Origin of the sequence: Verrucosispora sp. WMMD1129 (assembly GCF_029581255.1) — a bacterium.
GTDB classification, from domain to species: Bacteria; Actinomycetota; Actinomycetes; order Mycobacteriales; family Micromonosporaceae; genus Micromonospora; species Micromonospora sediminimaris.
On sequence record NZ_CP120741.1, the window covers coordinates 3,006,346 to 3,022,379 of the forward strand.

General features: G+C 71.5%; 13 protein-coding genes. 8 read left to right on the top strand and 5 right to left on the bottom strand.

The window, feature by feature from the left end:
- Nucleotides 1-292 precede the first annotated feature (292 nt).
- The 3 genes from O7624_RS13905 (at nucleotide 293) to O7624_RS13915 (ending at nucleotide 2,730) form a co-directional block, all read left to right on the top strand.
- Complete coding sequence (locus tag O7624_RS13905; RefSeq protein WP_282240317.1) at nucleotides 293-946, top strand: hypothetical protein; 654 nt, start codon at nucleotides 293-295, stop codon at nucleotides 944-946.
- On the top strand, nucleotides 943-1,464 hold the full coding sequence (locus O7624_RS13910; protein WP_282240318.1) for a hypothetical protein: 522 nt from the start codon (nucleotides 943-945) through the stop codon (nucleotides 1,462-1,464). Before O7624_RS13905 ends, O7624_RS13910 begins: the two co-directional genes overlap by 4 nt.
- 459 nt (nucleotides 1,465-1,923) lie before the next feature.
- The gene (locus O7624_RS13915) at nucleotides 1,924-2,730 is read left to right on the top strand and encodes an HAD-IB family hydrolase (RefSeq protein WP_282240319.1); all 807 of its coding nucleotides are present in this window, start codon (nucleotides 1,924-1,926) and stop codon (nucleotides 2,728-2,730) included.
- Between the two features lie 94 nt (nucleotides 2,731-2,824).
- Here O7624_RS13915 and O7624_RS13920 read toward each other — a convergent pair whose 3' ends face one another.
- Entirely contained in the window at nucleotides 2,825-3,568 is a 744-nt protein-coding gene (locus tag O7624_RS13920) for an oxidoreductase (protein WP_282240320.1), read from the bottom strand.
- Between the two features lie 432 nt (nucleotides 3,569-4,000).
- Here O7624_RS13920 and acs point away from each other — a divergent pair, with 432 nt between their 5' ends.
- From acs to O7624_RS13940, 4 genes are all read left to right on the top strand, one after another.
- Nucleotides 4,001-5,995 (top strand): acetate--CoA ligase, encoded by a 1,995-nt coding sequence (acs, locus tag O7624_RS13925; RefSeq protein WP_282240321.1) that lies wholly within the window; start codon nucleotides 4,001-4,003, stop codon nucleotides 5,993-5,995.
- Between the two features lie 268 nt (nucleotides 5,996-6,263).
- Entirely contained in the window at nucleotides 6,264-8,672 is a 2,409-nt protein-coding gene (locus O7624_RS13930; protein WP_282240625.1) for an immune inhibitor A domain-containing protein, read from the top strand.
- A 116-nt stretch (nucleotides 8,673-8,788) separates the two neighbouring features.
- A complete protein-coding gene (locus O7624_RS13935) occupies nucleotides 8,789-9,277 on the top strand; it encodes a DUF5818 domain-containing protein (RefSeq protein ID WP_282240322.1) in 489 nt (162 codons plus the stop codon).
- Between the two features lie 133 nt (nucleotides 9,278-9,410).
- On the top strand, nucleotides 9,411-10,343 hold the full coding sequence (locus tag O7624_RS13940; protein WP_282240323.1) for an alpha/beta hydrolase: 933 nt from the start codon (nucleotides 9,411-9,413) through the stop codon (nucleotides 10,341-10,343).
- A gap of 16 nt (nucleotides 10,344-10,359) precedes the next feature.
- Here O7624_RS13940 and O7624_RS13945 read toward each other — a convergent pair whose 3' ends face one another.
- Nucleotides 10,360-10,725, bottom strand: coding sequence for a hypothetical protein (locus tag O7624_RS13945; protein ID WP_093404053.1), 366 nt, complete (start codon nucleotides 10,723-10,725; stop codon nucleotides 10,360-10,362).
- The gene (locus O7624_RS13950) at nucleotides 10,722-13,646 is read right to left on the bottom strand and encodes an SseB family protein (RefSeq protein WP_282240324.1); all 2,925 of its coding nucleotides are present in this window, start codon (nucleotides 13,644-13,646) and stop codon (nucleotides 10,722-10,724) included. Before O7624_RS13950 ends, O7624_RS13945 begins: the two co-directional genes overlap by 4 nt.
- A gap of 152 nt (nucleotides 13,647-13,798) precedes the next feature.
- Between O7624_RS13950 and mycP the strand changes: the two genes are divergently transcribed.
- Entirely contained in the window at nucleotides 13,799-15,052 is a 1,254-nt protein-coding gene (gene mycP / locus O7624_RS13955; RefSeq protein WP_282240325.1) for a type VII secretion-associated serine protease mycosin, read from the top strand.
- A gap of 38 nt (nucleotides 15,053-15,090) precedes the next feature.
- Here mycP and O7624_RS13960 read toward each other — a convergent pair whose 3' ends face one another.
- Nucleotides 15,091-15,384, bottom strand: coding sequence for a WXG100 family type VII secretion target (locus tag O7624_RS13960; protein WP_093404050.1), 294 nt, complete (start codon nucleotides 15,382-15,384; stop codon nucleotides 15,091-15,093).
- A 26-nt stretch (nucleotides 15,385-15,410) separates the two neighbouring features.
- Entirely contained in the window at nucleotides 15,411-15,731 is a 321-nt protein-coding gene (locus O7624_RS13965; RefSeq protein ID WP_093404200.1) for a WXG100 family type VII secretion target, read from the bottom strand.
- Nucleotides 15,732-16,034 lie beyond the last annotated feature (303 nt).

The following is a 16,034-nucleotide window of genomic DNA, read 5'->3' on the forward strand; positions in this document are numbered from 1 at the left end:
GACGCGCAACACGCATAATCGACGTCCTGTGCCGTCGGCAGAGAACGGCATCCCTCGCCGGATCGAGGTCATGACGCAGTCCCCAGATCACGAACATGCCCGTGTCGAGCCGAGGCTGCGGGTCGGCCCCTGGCTGTTCGACCCACGTTCCCGCGCCCGGCAGTTGGCGGCGCGCCCGGTTCCGCGGGCACTTCCGCCAGCGCCCGAGCCACCTGGCGGGCCGGCCGTTCCGCCCCCGCCCATACGGTCAGCTGCCGTCTCCGTCGAACCTGCCCACCGCGCTCCCGGTCGCATGTCGCACCGACTGGTGCTGGCCGGCCTCGCGGCCGCCACGCTCGGGCTCATGCTCACCGTGCTGTGGCCGGCGACCGAGCCACCGACGGTCGCGGCCCCCAATGTGCCGTCGGACTGGGTACCTCCTCCTCCCGGCAGCCCCGGGTCCAACCTGGACGAGATTGCGTCCGCCGACGTGCCATCGCCGTCGGCCGCGTCGTCCGTCGGTGGGGTCTCGTCCTCCCGACCACAGCTCAGCCGCAGGGCGACGCCGGCTCCTTCACCCAGCCGGCCCGACTCGTCGACCGTGCCCGCCACACCAAGCACCCGCCCGAACCCCTCACCGAGCCGGCCGGCGAAACCGCCATCGACCACTCGGCCGCCCCAGCCGGAGCACCTGACCCCGTTACCGGCATGGCGGGAGCGCGGGCTGCGATCGGTCAGCGGCGGCAGCGAAACCAGCATCGAGTTCGTCAACCATCGCTCGCGATCGGTGATCGTGTACTGGTTGGACCACCATGGGCAGCGGAGGCAGTACGCCGTGCTGCACCCGAGCGAGTCATACCGGCAGCACACGTACGTCGGTCATCCCTGGGTGGTGACCGACCGGCGAGGTCGCGCGCTGGTCTGCTTCGAACCGAAGCGCACACCCGCCCGCGCCGTGATCGGATGACCGGGGTCTTTCCGGCCGTCCAACTGACCCGCTGCTTTCCCGAAGCCCACGGGTTCGTGCTGCTCAACCCCGCGCGCCTGGACCAGCATCTCGGCGCGAGCAGCACGGGGCGCGACCTGCTGGAGCTGTTCAGTACCACCGAGGCCGGTGACACCGTCGCCCGGGCGGGAATAGCGCTACCGCTGACGGGTGTGACTGCGGGGTACTACACCGTGCTGGTGCGACACGCCGCAGACCGTTCACCATGGTCCACTGCGGCCCTCTCCTCGCCGGGCTGGGTCCTGGGGTCGGAGACCGGCTCGCTGTTGCTCTGCGGCCTCGGCCACCTCCGCCGCTGGAGGCCCGATCATTCGCAACACCGCCGCGTGGCAGTGCCACCCGGCTGGTACGAAATTGAAGTCCGAGCACACCCACACGCCGAGGGGTCCGACGACGGCACGTACGAGTTCGTGCTGACCCCCACCCCGACCCAACCCACCTTCCGCGCCGATCCGACCCGACAGCTCGCGATCCTCTGACGCACGATCGGCCGGCCGAACCCAAGCCCGAGAGCAAACGACCGGGTAGCTGAGGAGCATCCTCGGGCGGAACGACCGCGCCTTGCACGTCGACCCCTCGGGCGGCTCCGCTACCGGAGCACTCACGGCGCAAAGGGACGACCCCCGTCGGGGGGAGACGGGGGTCGTCGGAGGTTCGGCTCCGGGGGGGTCGAGCCGAACCCGCTCAGCGGTCACGGGGGGTGCAACCGCCGAGGGTCTGCGGGTGTACGAGATATGAATGCTCGTGCTGCGAACAAGTCTGCCTGAGCGGACCTGTGTACGTCGAGTGGTGTAGCCTCCACTCCCTGCGAAATCCTGTTCGCAGCGTGTGACCGCGGTCACTGTTCGCAGGCGGGTGGGGGCGGGCCCGCAGGTCCGAGTGCACTTCAGCCCCCGGGCACCCGCCGACCATAGACCATCGGGCTAGACTTTCGCGCCGTGGGCCGAAGTGCCGCTTTCTTCGATCTGGACAAGACCGTCATCGCCAAGTCGAGCGCCTTGGCGTTCGGCAGGCCGTTCTACCGGGACGGCCTGATCACTCGGCGTGACGTGGTCAAGTCGGCGTACGCGCAGCTGATGTTCCGGCTGGGCGGCACCGACGAGCAGACCATGGCCCGGACCCGCGACTATCTCGCCACGCTCTGCAAGGGGTGGCCGGTGGAGCAGGTCCGTCAGATCGTCGCGGAGACGCTGCACGAGCTGATCAACCCTTATGTGTACGCGGAGGCTGCCGCGCTGATCGAGGAGCATCAGGCCGCCGGTCGGGACGTGGTGCTGGTCTCCGCCTCGGGCGAGGAGATGGTGCGCCCCATCGGTGCGTTGCTCGGGGTGACCGACGTGATCGCCACCCGGATGGGCGTGGTCGACGGTCGGTACAGCGGCGAGGTCGAGTTCTACGCCGCCGGTCCCAGCAAGGTCGAGGCGGTAAGCGAACTCGCCACCGCCCGCGGCTACGACCTGTCCGACTCGTACGCCTACTCCGACTCGTACAGCGATCGTCCACTGCTGGAGTGCGTGGGTCATCCGTCGGTGGTCAACCCGGACCGGCAGCTACGCCGCCTGGCGGTCGAGAACGCCTGGCCGGTGCTTGAGTTCCGGCACCCGGTACCGCTGGGCCGGCGACTGCGCGAGCGGCCCGCCGTTCCGGTCGCCGCGGCGGCGCTCGGCGTCGGCGTCGGGGTGGCGATCGGTATCGCCTGGTACGGCCGGCACCGCCGCACCCGTGCCGCCGCCTCGCCTGCCTGACCTGGTCGCAGAGGCACCGCCGCAGGCGGACTCGGTCGCCGCTCCACCGCAGGCCCGGCCCGTCGGCGCCAATCGGACGAGCAGCCGGTACCGGTCAGGCGGCCAGGATCTCGTCGCCGATCGCGGTGAGCTGGTCGGCGCCCACCTCGACGGCGGACATGTAGTGGCGGAGCCAGGAGCGCAGGCCGTCCGGGGTGCCGGTGGCGAAGGCGCCGGCCGCACCGACGTACTCCGGCTCGCGTTCCCGGTGCCCGACATCGACGGCGAGCAGGCCACGGGGGTCGAATCCGGTGGAGAGCAACACGAGACGGGCCGCGCCCCGGGCCACCACGCCCGACGGGCCGGCGAAGGGCCGCAGGTTGAGCAGTTCACCGTGCACGACGGCGGCCAGCACCAGTGGGGTGACCTGGGTGCCGCCGGCCACCAGCGTGGCCAGGGCGTCTAGCCGGGCGGCGACCACCGGGTCGTTGACCGGGCGGCCCAGCTCGGCCTCGGTGACCACCTCGCGGGCGGCGAGCACGTGCAGCTTCGCCAACGCCTGCCGGGGCGCCTTCGGCCAGAGTTCACTGAGCCCGGGCAGGACGCCGGCCACCCGCAGCGCACCCTGGAGCACCGGTTCGGTGACGGTGCCGGCGCGTACCGTCTCCCGCTCGTGGTGGTGGCCCTCCAGCCCGGCGCTGGCCACCGCGGAGCGCAGGCTCACCTCGGCGGCGACCTGGCCGCCGTGGCGCCGCAGCGCCCGGTGGCCCAGTGCCCGGTCGAACCGGTCGCGGGCATGTTCCACGGCGGCGGCGATGTCGGCGAGGTCGAGCAGCGGCGCGAGCGGATCGGCGGTCACCCCGACACGTTAGCGACGATGCCGATGGCACCGGGCGGGAGTCACCGGCAACGCGATCCCCGCCACCCACCCGGCCCGGCAGGGACCACCCGCCCGACCGGGGCCGCGCCGACCGGGGGGCCGCGCCGGGGGGCCGCAGTCGCGACATGCGGCATGTCGGGCTTTCACGTTGGCGGGAAGGCCCGACATGCCGCAACCCGGGACAGCGCACGCGACGGATCTGCCCTGCACCTCGGCGCGTGGGAGGGGCCGTTGAGCGACGGGCGCGTCGGGGATCGGTCGCCTCGCTCGGCCGCCGCGACTAACCTGCCCGGGAGAGACCCAGGTCACCCGAGCAACGAGGAGTCACCGCATGAGCGAGCGGCAGCGAGCGAATCATCAATGCAGCGCGCTGGTGCCTCAGGGCGGCACGAAGCGAAGCGGAGTGCCGGCATGAGCGAGGCATTGGCCAACCTGCTGAACGAGACGCGCCAGTTCCCGCCGCCGGCCGAACTCGCCGCTGACGCCAACGTCACCGCGGACGCGTACGCCGAGGCGGAGGCCGACCGGCTCGCCTTCTGGGAGCGTCAGGCGGCCCGGCTGGCCTGGACCAAGCAGTGGGACCAGGTGCTGGACTGGTCCCGGCCGCCGTTCGCGAAGTGGTTCGTCGGCGGGCAGTTGAACGTGGCCTACAACTGTCTCGACCGGCATGTGGAGGCCGGCCGGGGCGACAAGGTGGCGATCCACTGGGAGGGCGAGCCCGGCGACAGCCGCACGATCACCTACGCCGACCTGCACAGGATGACCTGCCAGGCGGCGAACGCGCTCGCCGACCTCGGGGTGACGGCCGGTGACCGGGTGGCGATCTACCTGCCGATGATCCCGGAGGCCGCGGTCGCGATGCTGGCCTGCGCCCGGATCGGCGCCACGCACAGCGTGGTCTTCGGCGGCTTCTCCGCGGACGCGCTCACCAACCGGATCCAGGACGCCTCGGCGAAGGTGGTCATCACCGCCGACGGCGGGTATCGGCGCGGCAAGCCCTCCGCGCTCAAGCCGACCGTCGACGAGGCGGTGGCGAACTGTCCGTCGGTCGAACACGTCCTGGTGGTCCGGCGTACCGGCGAGGACGTCGGCTGGTCCGAGCGGGACCACTGGTGGCACGAGACGGTGGAGCAGGCGTCGGCCGAGCACACCGCGCAGTCGTTCGACTCAGAGCACCCGCTGTTCATTCTCTACACCAGCGGCACCACCGCCCGCCCGAAGGGCATCCTGCACACCACCGGCGGTTACCTGACCCAGGCGGCATACACCTCGTACGCGGTCTTCGACCTGAAGCCGGACTCCGACGTCTACTGGTGCACGGCGGACATCGGCTGGGTGACAGGTCACTCCTACATCGTCTACGGCCCGCTCTCCAACGGCGCGACCCAGGTGATGTACGAGGGCACCCCGGACACTCCGCACAAGGGCCGTTTCTGGGAGATCGTCGACCGGTACCGGGTGACCATTCTCTACACCGCGCCGACGCTGATCCGCACGATGATGAAGTGGGGTGAGGAGATTCCGGCCGAGTACAACCTCTCCTCGCTGCGGCTGCTCGGTAGTGTCGGCGAGCCCATCAACCCCGAGGCCTGGATGTGGTACAGGCAGCACGTCGGGCGAGGTGAGCTGCCCATCGTGGACACCTGGTGGCAGACCGAGACCGGCAGCATGATGATCTCGCCGCTGCCGGGCGTGACCGCCGCCAAGCCGGGTTCGGCGATGACGCCGCTGCCGGGTGTCGTCGCGGACGTGGTGGACGACCAGGGTCAGTCGGTGCCCAATGGCGGCGGCGGTTACCTCGTGCTGCGCGAGCCGTGGCCGTCGATGCTGCGCACCATCTGGGGTGACGACAACCGGTTCATCGAGACGTACTGGTCGCGGTTCGGCGCCGGTGCCAGTGGCGACGCCAACGACCCGTGGATCTACTTCGCCGGTGACGGCGCGAAGAAGGACGACGACGGCCACGTCTGGCTGCTCGGCCGGGTCGACGACGTGATGCTGGTGTCGGGGCACAACATCTCCACCACGGAGGTGGAGTCGGCCCTGGTCTCGCACCCGTCGGTGGCGGAGGCGGCGGTGGTCGGCGCGACCGACCCGACCACCGGGCAGGCGATCGTCGCGTTCGCCATCCCCCGGGGCAGCACCGAGATCTCCGGCGAGGCCGGCGAGCAGCTCATCGCCGAGCTGCGCAACCACGTGGCGAAGACGCTCGGCCCGATCGCCAAGCCCCGGCAGATCATGCTGGTGCCGGAGTTGCCGAAGACCCGCTCCGGCAAGATCATGCGGCGGTTGCTGCGGGACGTGGCGGAGAACCGCTCGCTGGGCGACGTGACCACGTTGCAGGATTCGTCGGTGATGGACCTGATCGCCTCCGGCATGAGCGGCGGCAAGTCCGACGAGGACTGACGACAGGCGTACGACCTGAAGGGTGGCGGTCCGGCATCGGGCCGCCACCCTTCGTCATGTCGCGGTACGCCACAACCGGATCGGGATGTGACAGTGAAAACGCCTGCCAACAAAAAGGTGCAACAAATTTTGGCCACAACTCTTCTCACCAGCCCCAGGAGTGCCTAGGTTCACCACTGGCCCCATTCACGGGGGCCATTTTCACCGACCCGCAACCCCCGACGGGTCGGTTCCCTCAATCCGGAGGTACCACGTGCGGAAAGTCGCAGTGGGTCTGCTCGGGCTCTCGTTGACGGCGACAGGACTGACGGTCGGCTCATCCGCCGCCGCAGCCGCGCCGCAGCCGGAGACCCCGGCGGCCGCCCCGTCCATCGCGGAGCCCGCCCACGCCGAACACGACCTACCGAACCCGCTGGAGGCCAAGCGCCGCGCCCTGCGTCAGGAGGGCCTCAGCGAGGTGCTGTCGGGCCGAGCCAAGGCCGAACGGATCAACGGCAGCACGGTGGTCAAGGTCGGCGAGCGGGCAGCCCGTGGCGGTGAGGCCGGTCGCAACGCCAAGGCCACCAAGCGCGGCCGGGGCCCCACCGAGAAGCAGTACGTCGAGCTGTCCCGGGAGAAGACCGACCAGATCTTCGTGATCCTCGCCGAGTTCGGCAACGACCGGCACCCGGACTACCCGGACCAGGACACCGACCCGGAGATCCCCGGGCCGACGAAGTTCGACGGGCCACTGCACAACGAGATCCCCGAGCCGGACCGGTCGGTGGACAACTCCACCGTCTGGCAGGCGGACTACGACGCCGACCACTACCGGAAGCTCTACTTCGGCACCGAGCCCGGTGACGAGTCGGTGAAGCAGTACTACGAGGCCCAGTCCTCGGGCCGGTACAGCGTCGACGGCGTGGTCACCGACTGGGTCAAGGTCCAGTACAACGAGGCTCGGTACGGCCGCTCCAGCGGCTACCCGTGCGACGGGATCGTCTGCAACAACGTCTGGGCGCTGGTGCGCGACGCCGCCAACCAGTGGGTCGGCGACCAGAAGGCCGCCGGGCGGACCGACGAGGAGATCGCCGCTGACGTGCGGGCGATGGACGAGTGGGACCGCTACGACCACGACGGTGACGGCGACTTCAACGAGCCGGACGGCTACATCGACCACTTCCAGATCGTGCACGCCGGTGGTGACATGGCCGACGGCGACCCGATCCAGGGCGAGGACGCCATCTGGAGCCACCGCTGGTACGCGTACGCCTCCGACCAGGGCCGCACCGGGCCGTCGAACTTCCCGGCGGGCGGTACCCAGATCGGCGACACCGGCGTCTGGATCGGTGACTACACCATCCAGCCGGAGAACGGCGGTCGCAGCGTCTTCTACCACGAGTACGCCCACGACCTCGGCCTGCCGGACGACTACAACGTCATCAGCGGCGGCGACAACAACAACGAGCACTGGACGCTGATGGCCCAGAGCCGGCTCGGCGCCAAGAACGACGGCGGCATCGGCGAGCGCGGCGGCGACCTCGGCGCCTGGAACAAGCTCCAGCTCGGCTGGCTCGACTACGAGGTGATCGTGGCCGGGCAGAAGCGGACGCTGACCCTGGGCCCGCAGGAGTACAACACCAAGGAGGCCCAGGCCGCCGTGGTGGTGCTGCCCGAGCGGGAGTACACCTTCGACAACGGCGCGCCGTTCGAGGGTGAAAAGCAGTTCTTCTCCGGCAACGCGGACGACCTCAACAGCACCATGACCCGGACGTTCGACCTGACCGGGAAGTCGTCGGCGACCCTGTCGATGAAGGGCCGTTACAGCATCGAGGCGGACTACGACTACCTCTTCTTCGAGACCTCGGTCGACGGTGGACAGACCTGGACGTCGCAGCCCGGCACTGTCGACGGCGAGCCGCTGAAGGAGATCTCCCCCGGCCGCTTCGCGCTGGACGGCAGTTCCGACGACGAGTGGGTCGACATCGCGATCCCGCTGGACCAGGTGGCGGGGAACAGCGTCGGATTCCGTTTGCGCTACCAGACCGACGGCGGTGTCTCCGAGGGCGGCTTCTTCGGTGACGCGGTGACGCTGACCGCCGACGGCGAGACCGTCTTCACCGACGGTGCGGAGTCCGACGCGGACGGCTGGACGTTGGCCGGCGGGTTCGAGGTGGTTGAGGCAACGTACACGCGGAGCTTCGCGAACTACTACATCGCCGGCACCCGGCAGTACATCTCGTACGACAGGTACCTCAAGACCGGCCCGTACTTCTTCGGGTACGAGAACACCAAGCCGGACTACGTGGACCACTACGCGTACCAGGAGGGGTTGCTGATCTCGTACTGGAACACCCGGTGGGCGGACAACGACACGTTCGCGCACCCGGGCGAGGGCCGGAACATGATCATCGATGCCCATCCGCGGCCGATCTACAACCTGACCGGGCAGCCCTGGCGGGCCCGCATCCAGGTCTACGACGCGCCGTTCAGCCTGAAGAAGGCGGACTCGTTCACGCTGCACCTGAACAGCCAGCCGCAGTACATCCGTGGGCAGGCCGCGCAGCCGCTGTTCGACGACACCAAGAAGTACTGGTTCCCGGAGCTGCCGAACCACGGCGTGAAGCTCCCGGCCACCGGCACCAAGATCAAGGTGCTGGAGCACAAGGGGATCTACACCAAGGTCCGCTTCTCCTGATCCGCTGGACCGATGACGTGCTGCCCCGGGCGGACCACCCGCCCGGGGCAGCACGCTTCTCGGCACCGGCCCCGACCGGCAGGGAACCGCCGCGAGCCTGCTCACGTCGTACCTCGGTGCCCACCATCAACCGCATCCGAGTGCCGGCAGCCTGTCTCGCCATGCTGCTGGCCCTGGCCGGTTGCGGCGAGTCGGACGGAGGCACCGTGACCGCCGACCAGGGCCCCACCGCAACCGGCAGCTCACCGGCCGGCAGCCCCGACCGCCCGGCCGGTGATGCCGGCGCGCAGCCTCCCGTCGGGCGTACCGGCAGCCCCCCGTCACCCACCGAACCGCCGCTGATCGGCACCCCGACGGCACCGCCGCGCCATCCCACCGAGCTGCGCAAGTCAAACGTCCTGGCCGGCCGGCTCAGCCGGGGCGGCAGCGGCCCCTGCTACACCCTGGTCACCGACGACGGCCGGGAGTACGCGTTGCACGGCACCGACAAGGGAACCTTCGCCACCGGAACCTGGGTACGGGTGACCACCGCTCCGGCCGCGGCCGGTGTGGACTGCGGCCCGGGGATCCCGCTCAGCATCCTCAAGATGAGCCCGGTCGGTTGACCGTCCGCGCCGTTCGCTCGGACCGACCGGGCATCCACGCCGACGGCACGAACCGGCGGACGCACCGACAACGCCGCCGGGGCCCGTCGCAGCCCGGTGATGATCGACAGGACGGGGCCCTAGGCTGTCGGACATGACCGAGCAGCGTGACGAGGCCGTCGACGAGTCCTGCGTACTCACCGAGGGGCCGTGGACGCACCGGTTCGTGGGTGCCAACGGCAGCCGCTTCCACGTCGTGGAGGCGGGTACCGGGCCGATGGTGCTCTTCCTGCACGGCTTCCCCGAGCACTGGTGGGCCTGGCACCGGATGCTGCCGGCGGTCGCCGACGCCGGATTCCGCGCCGTCGCCATGGATCTGCGGGGCTACGGCGCCAGCGACAAACCACCCCGGGGGTACGACGGCTACACCCTCGCGGCCGACGTCGCCGGGCTGATCCGGGCGCTGGGCGAGCGCTCGGCCACCCTGATCGGCACCGGCGCCGGTGGCATGATCGCCTGGACCGCGGCGTCGTTCCACCCCAACCTGGTGCGCCGCCTGGTGGTGCTCGGCGCCCCGCACCCACTGCGGCTGCGGGCCGCCATCTTCGCCGATCCACGCGGTCAGTTCGCCGCGTCGACCCCCGCGCTGAGGTTCCAGCTGCCCCGGTACGAACATCTCCTCACCCGTGACAACGGCCGCGCGGTGGAGGAGATGCTGCGCCGCTGGGGCGGCCACCGCTGGGTCACCGGCCCGGACTTCGCCGACTACGCGCGGCGCTACCGGGAGGCCATGCGGATCCCGCAAGCCGCCTTCTGCGCGCTGGAGGGCTACCGGTGGGCGTTCCGATCGGTACTGCGGCTGCACGGCTACCGGTTCGTGAAGCTGATGCAACGACCGATTACCGCTCCCACGCTGCAACTGCACGGCGCGCGGGACGTGGCCTCGTTGCCGCGTACCGCCCAGGGCTCCGGGCGCTACGTCAGCGCACCGTACGAGTGGCGACTGCTCGACGAGGTCGGGCACTTCCCCCACCTGGAGGCACCGGAACTGGTGCTCGGCGAGATCCTGCGCTGGGCGAAGTCCTGACCCGCGCGGACGCGCCTCAGACCCGCTGCTCGCGTACGTCGGTGACCTCGCCGACGGGAGCCCAACCCTGGTAGACGCCGAAGTCGAACGCCTCCAGCCGCATCGCCTGCGCCACCGGCCAGCGTCCACCGGTGTACTCGACTCGCAGCCAACCGTCGTGCTCGGCCAGCACGATGAACGGCTGCCCCTTCCAGGTGCAGGTGGTGCGGACGTACGCCAGTTCCTCGATCTCGTTGGCCGGCACGACCCGGACGTGCCGGCCGGGGCGCACCTCGGTGAAACCCTCGGTCGCCTCCGGCTGGTACAGCCGAACCTCGCCGCCGTCCGGGCTGGCCTGGAACTCCCGCCCGCGCCAGCGCGCCACGTAGCCGTCGCGCATCACCGCTCGCCGACCTCCTGCCAGGAGAGCGTGTCGGCGTCGAGCACGGCGATCAGCCGCTCGGCGCCCGAGGCATCGATGCACACCAGTTGGGCACCGTGCGGCAGCCGGACGCTGTCCACCTTGAACTCGGCAAGCACCTCACTGCCGGAGCCGGGGGCGAAGCCGTTGCCCCGGAACGGGGGCCGTTCGATCACCCAACCCTCCATCGCCCGCATGGCCGCCTCGTTCTGCCCGCCGTAGGGGATGCGGTACAGGCTCGGCCGGTACGCGGGCCACCGGAGCACGTAGATCTGTTCGGCGTCCGCTGCGAAGGGCGACTCGGGATGGTTGAGGCCGAGCGCCTGGTAAAGGGCGGTCGGGGTGGTGAGGTGCGCCAACTCGCTCGCCCGGTGGACGAATCCGGAAACCCGGTCGTAGCCCCGTTCCAGGTAGTAGCCGAGCTGGCTCGGGGCGATCGCCTTCTGCATCACGATCGGCCGGGCCAGGTCACCCGAGGGGGCCGCCTGCCGTGGACTGCTCGCCGGTGCGGGGGCCTCGACGGTCGGCTCGGGCTCGCCCTCAGCGTCGTCGCCGAGGCCGAGTTCGGCCGCCCAGTTGGCCAGCCCGACGATCTGCTCACCGGGCAGCTTCGCGCCCACCGGAGTGCCGGGGTTGACCGCGAACGACCACGAAGGGTCGGGCCACCTCCGGATCAGCTGGACGAAGCGGACCTGGACCGTCTCGGCCGCCGGATCGGTGTGGTCGGCGAGGCGCTGCGGAGAGGTGTAGGCCACCACGAAGGTCTGCCCGTCCAACTGCACGGCCGGCCAGACGAAACCCGGGTCGCCGGGGCGGCTACCAGGGGCGGAGTCGGCCGCGACCGGCATGAGGACCCGGGCCAGCAGGAGCGTGGAGAGGAAGGTGTCGGTGCTGCCGGCCTCGGCGGCGGCGTACAGGTCGTCCTCCACCTCGTTGGCGGGCCGGAAGGGCGGACCGACGACGGGCGCGGTGACCGGGCCGGACGCGGGGTCGGGAACCGGGGATTCGGCAGCCGCGGGCACTTCCGTGGCCGGCGCGGTTGACGCGGGTGCCGGAGTGTGCGACGCCGCTGACGGCGGTGCGGACACCGGGGTGAACAGCGAGGGCGTCTCCGTGACCGGGGCGGCCGCCGGGTGGGCGTCGGCCGGCGGTGCCGCAGCAGCGTCGGCGTCCGTCCGGGCCTGGCTGGGCGGTGCCGGGGCGGCCGTCGGAGCTGCGGTCGCCGGTTCGGGCGTAACCGGCCGCGCCGGAACGGTCGGATCGGGCGTCACCGTCCGGACCGGAACGGGCGGCTCGGGCGTCGCTGTCGGCGCGGCCACGGTCGGCTCAGCTCCCGACGCTGTCGGCTCCGGGCGGGGCGTCGGGAAGCGTACCGTCGGCTCCGGCTCGACGGCTGTCGGCTCCGGTGCCGGCACGGGCGGAGTCGCCACCTCGGTGTCTTCAGGTGCCGGACGAGCGGACGGTGTCTCCGCCTGGGGCACGGGCCCGCTGCCGCCGTGCGGTGCCCCGCCGGTCTGACCCGGCCGACCGTTGGTCGAGGTGAGGTCCCGAGCCTCGATGATGGTGCCTTCTATGACGATCGGAGTGAATCCGCGGCGCGGCGCGGGCGGCGCGGAGATCGGCTCGGCCGCCGAGGTCGGCTCTTCCTCGACCGGCTGGCGCTGGGGCAGCGCCTGGGTCGGGTCACCGCCGCCGGCGGTCGGATCACCGCCGCCCGGTGCCGCCCAGCCCGCGGGAGTGCTCACCCGCAGCGGCCGGACCGGCCCGTCGGGCGGCGGCAGCGGTTGGGGCGCCTCCTCGTTCGCTACGGGTTGCGGCCGGGCGGTGGCCTGGTCGTTCTCGCTGAACACGAAGGCACGCGTCGGCCCGTCGGAGGGTGGCTCGCCGGCTGATCCGCGCCGGGGAAACGGCTGACCGCCCCGAAACCGGGACGGTGGCGCGGCCCGCTCGGCAAGGCGGTCACCGCGATGCGTCGAGCGACCGTTCGCGGGCTCGAAGAAGGAACGCTGGGCCGGCGGCTCGGAACCGGCCGGACGTCCGTTGCTGGGCGTTCCGGGCCGCTCCGGCGCCACGGGCCATCCCGGCCCGGCGGAGGTCGGCTCCTCGTTCCGGCCCGGCGACGGCCGCCGCGGCGGCATGCCGTCTCTGCTGGGGCCATCCGGCCGGACACCGCCGAGATCACCGGGCAGCCGGGGGCCGCCCGCACCGGCACGGCCCGTCCCGCTGCTGTCCGGCCGGGCCGGGCGGGGCGGGGCGGGTGCCCGCTCGGCGGGCTCCGGTCGGTGCGGACCGGCGACCGTGCCCGACGCCACCGACGGCACCTCGGGAACATGGAAGGCCGCCGGCACCACCGGCGGCGCCGGGGAGAGCTGTGTCGGCCGGACCGGGCCCGGTTGTCGCGGTGGGGACGGCGGGTTCAGCGGTGCCGGAGGGGGTGCCGCCGAGGCGACGTCGCGAGCCCGATTCAGCGCCTCCACCCGTTCCAACCGGGCGCGAGCGCCCACCGTACGGCCGGGTAGCCGGACGTCACCTCGGGAGAGCTGGGAGACGTACCAGGCGGGCAGGTAGCCCTCGATGGGCAGGCCCGGGTTCACCGCCAACCACCACTCGTGGTTCGGCCAGCTCGCGGCGAGTTCGGCGTAGCCGGTGCGTCGGCTGGGGCCGGCGTGCTCACCGAGACAGGCCCGCATCGCCTCGGCCGAGGTGAACGCCAGCACGTGCGTCCGGCCGCCGGTCGTCCAGGTGCCCCAGCCCACCGGTGTGTGCCCTGCGGCCGCTTGGGCGGAGACCGGCAGCAGCAGCTCGACACCGGACAGGATGCGGAAGTAAAGCTGCTGGTCATTGCCGTGCAGCGCGTCGCGCATCGCCGCCTCGGCCCCGGTGGCCGGCTCCCAGTCGGTCACGGCCACCCCTCCTCCCGGGCACAGGCCATAGGTATCGGGTACAACCTACAAGGTGATCACAAGATCACAATGCCAGGCTGGCGCTGGCCCGCCCGGTTCACCAGCTACCGATAACATCCCGTTCCGGTGTCGACACGATACGGAGGCGGTCGATGTACCGGGTACCCGGGGCGCGGTGGCACCGGCGGGGTGCTCGGCGCCTGCCGTACCTGCTCCTGGCGGGACTGGTCGCTGCCCTGCTGGCCGGCCCGATGACGCCGGGCGCGGTGACGCCGGCCCGCGCCGCGCCGGGATGTGCGTCGCCACCGGCACCGGCCAGGCCGGTGCCGGTGGCGACGCCGTGGGCCCAGCAACGGTACGCCCCGGAGCGCCTCGCCCGGCTGGCCACCGGAGCCGGAGTGACTGTGGCGGTGGTCGATTCGGGCGTGGACCTACGGCATCCCCAACTGGCCGGGCGGGTGCTCGCCGGCACCGACCTGCTCGATGTCGGCGGCGACGGTGGCCTCGACTGTGTCGGTCACGGCACCGGCGTGGCGAGCATCATCGCCGCCACACCACGCGACGGGACCAGCTTCCGTGGGCTGGCACCGGAGGCCCGGATCCTGCCGGTCCGGGTCAGTGAGCAGCAGGTGGTGGACGGGCGCGGGACGGGCCGCACGGCAGCGCCCGGCGACCTCGGCCGGGCCATCCGCTGGGCGGTCGACCAGGGCGCCACCGTGGTCAACCTCTCCGTGGTGCTCTACGCCGACCATCCCACGGTTCGCGCGGCGGTCGGGTACGCGCTCAGCCGGGACGTGGTCGTGGTGGCCGCCGCCGGCAACCTGTCCGATGGCGGCGAACGCCGCCCGTATCCGGCCAGGTATGACGGGGTGCTCGGAGTCGGTGCAATCGGCGTGGACGGGGCGCGGGCCGACTTCTCGCAGACCGGCGACCACGTGGATCTCGTCGCTCCCGGTGTCGATGTGCTTATCGCCGCCCCCGGACGCGGTCACCGCAGCGCCGACGGAACCAGCTACGCGGTGCCCTTCGTCGCCGCCACCGCCGCCCTGCTGCGCCAGTACCGCCCGGACCTCAGCGCGGTCGAGGTGGCTCGGCGGATCATCGCCACCGCCGATCCGGCACCCGGCGGCGGGTACGGCGCGGGGGTGCTCAATCCGTACCGGGCGGTGACCGAGGCCGGATCGGTGCCGGGGCACGCGCGGCCGGTGGCCGGGCTGGCCGAGGATCGGCCCGATCCGACGTTGCTGGCGCGGCAGGACCGTCGGAGCGACGCATGGCGCCGCGCACTGCTGCTTGCCGGGGTGGGGGTGCCGATGGCGGCTGCCGTCGTGCTGGCCGCGGCGGTGTTGCCCCGGGGGGCACGCCGACGATGGCGTCCGGCCCACCATGACCACGACGCGGGGTGACGCCGAGCCGCGCCACCCCGCGATCCGTGCGGAGCGGTTTACTGGAAGAGGCTGGTGTTCCGCTTCTCGGTGTCGAGATAGTCGGCCGCGGACTCGTCCACCGCGAGCTTGATGTCGCGCAGCATCACCTGGAGATCCTGCGAGGCGTTACGCCACCGAGCCTGCCGCTGTTCGTAGGCCTGCTGGGCCGCGCCGGACCAGCTGGCGACCAGTGGCGCCGCGTCGCGCTCCAACTGGCCGAGTTGGGCGTCCAGTGTGTTCAACGCCCGTTGGATGTCCGCGCTGGCCTGTTGCAGCGCAGCGAAATTGACGACCAGCACACCGTGCTCCATCGGATTCTTCTCCCTGGGGTCGTGGGCTAGAGCGGCAGTTGGATTCCGCCTCGGTTGGTGGCGGTCACCCGGGCGGCCGCCTCGGCGTCCGACGCGTCGTACCGCGTGCCGGCGGCACGGATCGCACCCGCCGTCTCCCGCAGCGCCTGTTGCAACCCGGCCTGGTCCTCCGCCCACTTCCGTTTGACCTGCTCGAACGACCGGCCACCAGCCCCGCGCCAGGCCTGCTGAAGGATCTCCAGCTGGACCAGCAGTCCACTGAGCATCGACTGCAACGACTGGTCGGTCTGCTCGAACTTCGCCGCGGTCTGCTGCATCACCGCGGCCTCTGCCTGGGTCTGGGACACCTTGGACGTCACCTCGTCTCCTCGATCGTGGCTGGCCCGACGGCGGATACGCACCACCCACGACGCCGGAGGATGAGCACGACGCGGGATGGGCCAACGAGAACTCGTCGCTGAGAGTAGCGACACGATCGCGGTTCTGCTACCCCGGCGCGTTCCCCTGTGGACAACGCGATCGTTCGCCGGTAATTACGATGGGCGGTGACAATATCGCGATGGGTGACCGGTTTCGGGGGGAGGTGTGGTGGCGGTGACACTCACTCCCACCCACCCGGATGCGGCCGTCCTCCGTCGTCCGGACGATCC

What these genes read in the sequence shown, in the direction of transcription:
- O7624_RS13910 (WP_282240318.1), top strand. Translation starts at nt 943, where the DNA reads ATGACCGGGGTCTTTCCGGCCGTCCAACTGACCCGCTGCTTTCCCGAA.
- O7624_RS13960 (WP_093404050.1), bottom strand. Translation starts at nt 15,384, where the DNA reads ATGGAGCACGGTGTGCTGGTCGTCAATTTCGCTGCGCTGCAACAGGCC.
- acs (WP_282240321.1), top strand. Translation starts at nt 4,001, where the DNA reads ATGAGCGAGGCATTGGCCAACCTGCTGAACGAGACGCGCCAGTTCCCG.
- O7624_RS13905 (WP_282240317.1), top strand. Translation starts at nt 293, where the DNA reads ATGTCGCACCGACTGGTGCTGGCCGGCCTCGCGGCCGCCACGCTCGGG.
- mycP (WP_282240325.1), top strand. Translation starts at nt 13,799, where the DNA reads ATGTACCGGGTACCCGGGGCGCGGTGGCACCGGCGGGGTGCTCGGCGC.
- O7624_RS13940 (WP_282240323.1), top strand. Translation starts at nt 9,411, where the DNA reads ATGACCGAGCAGCGTGACGAGGCCGTCGACGAGTCCTGCGTACTCACC.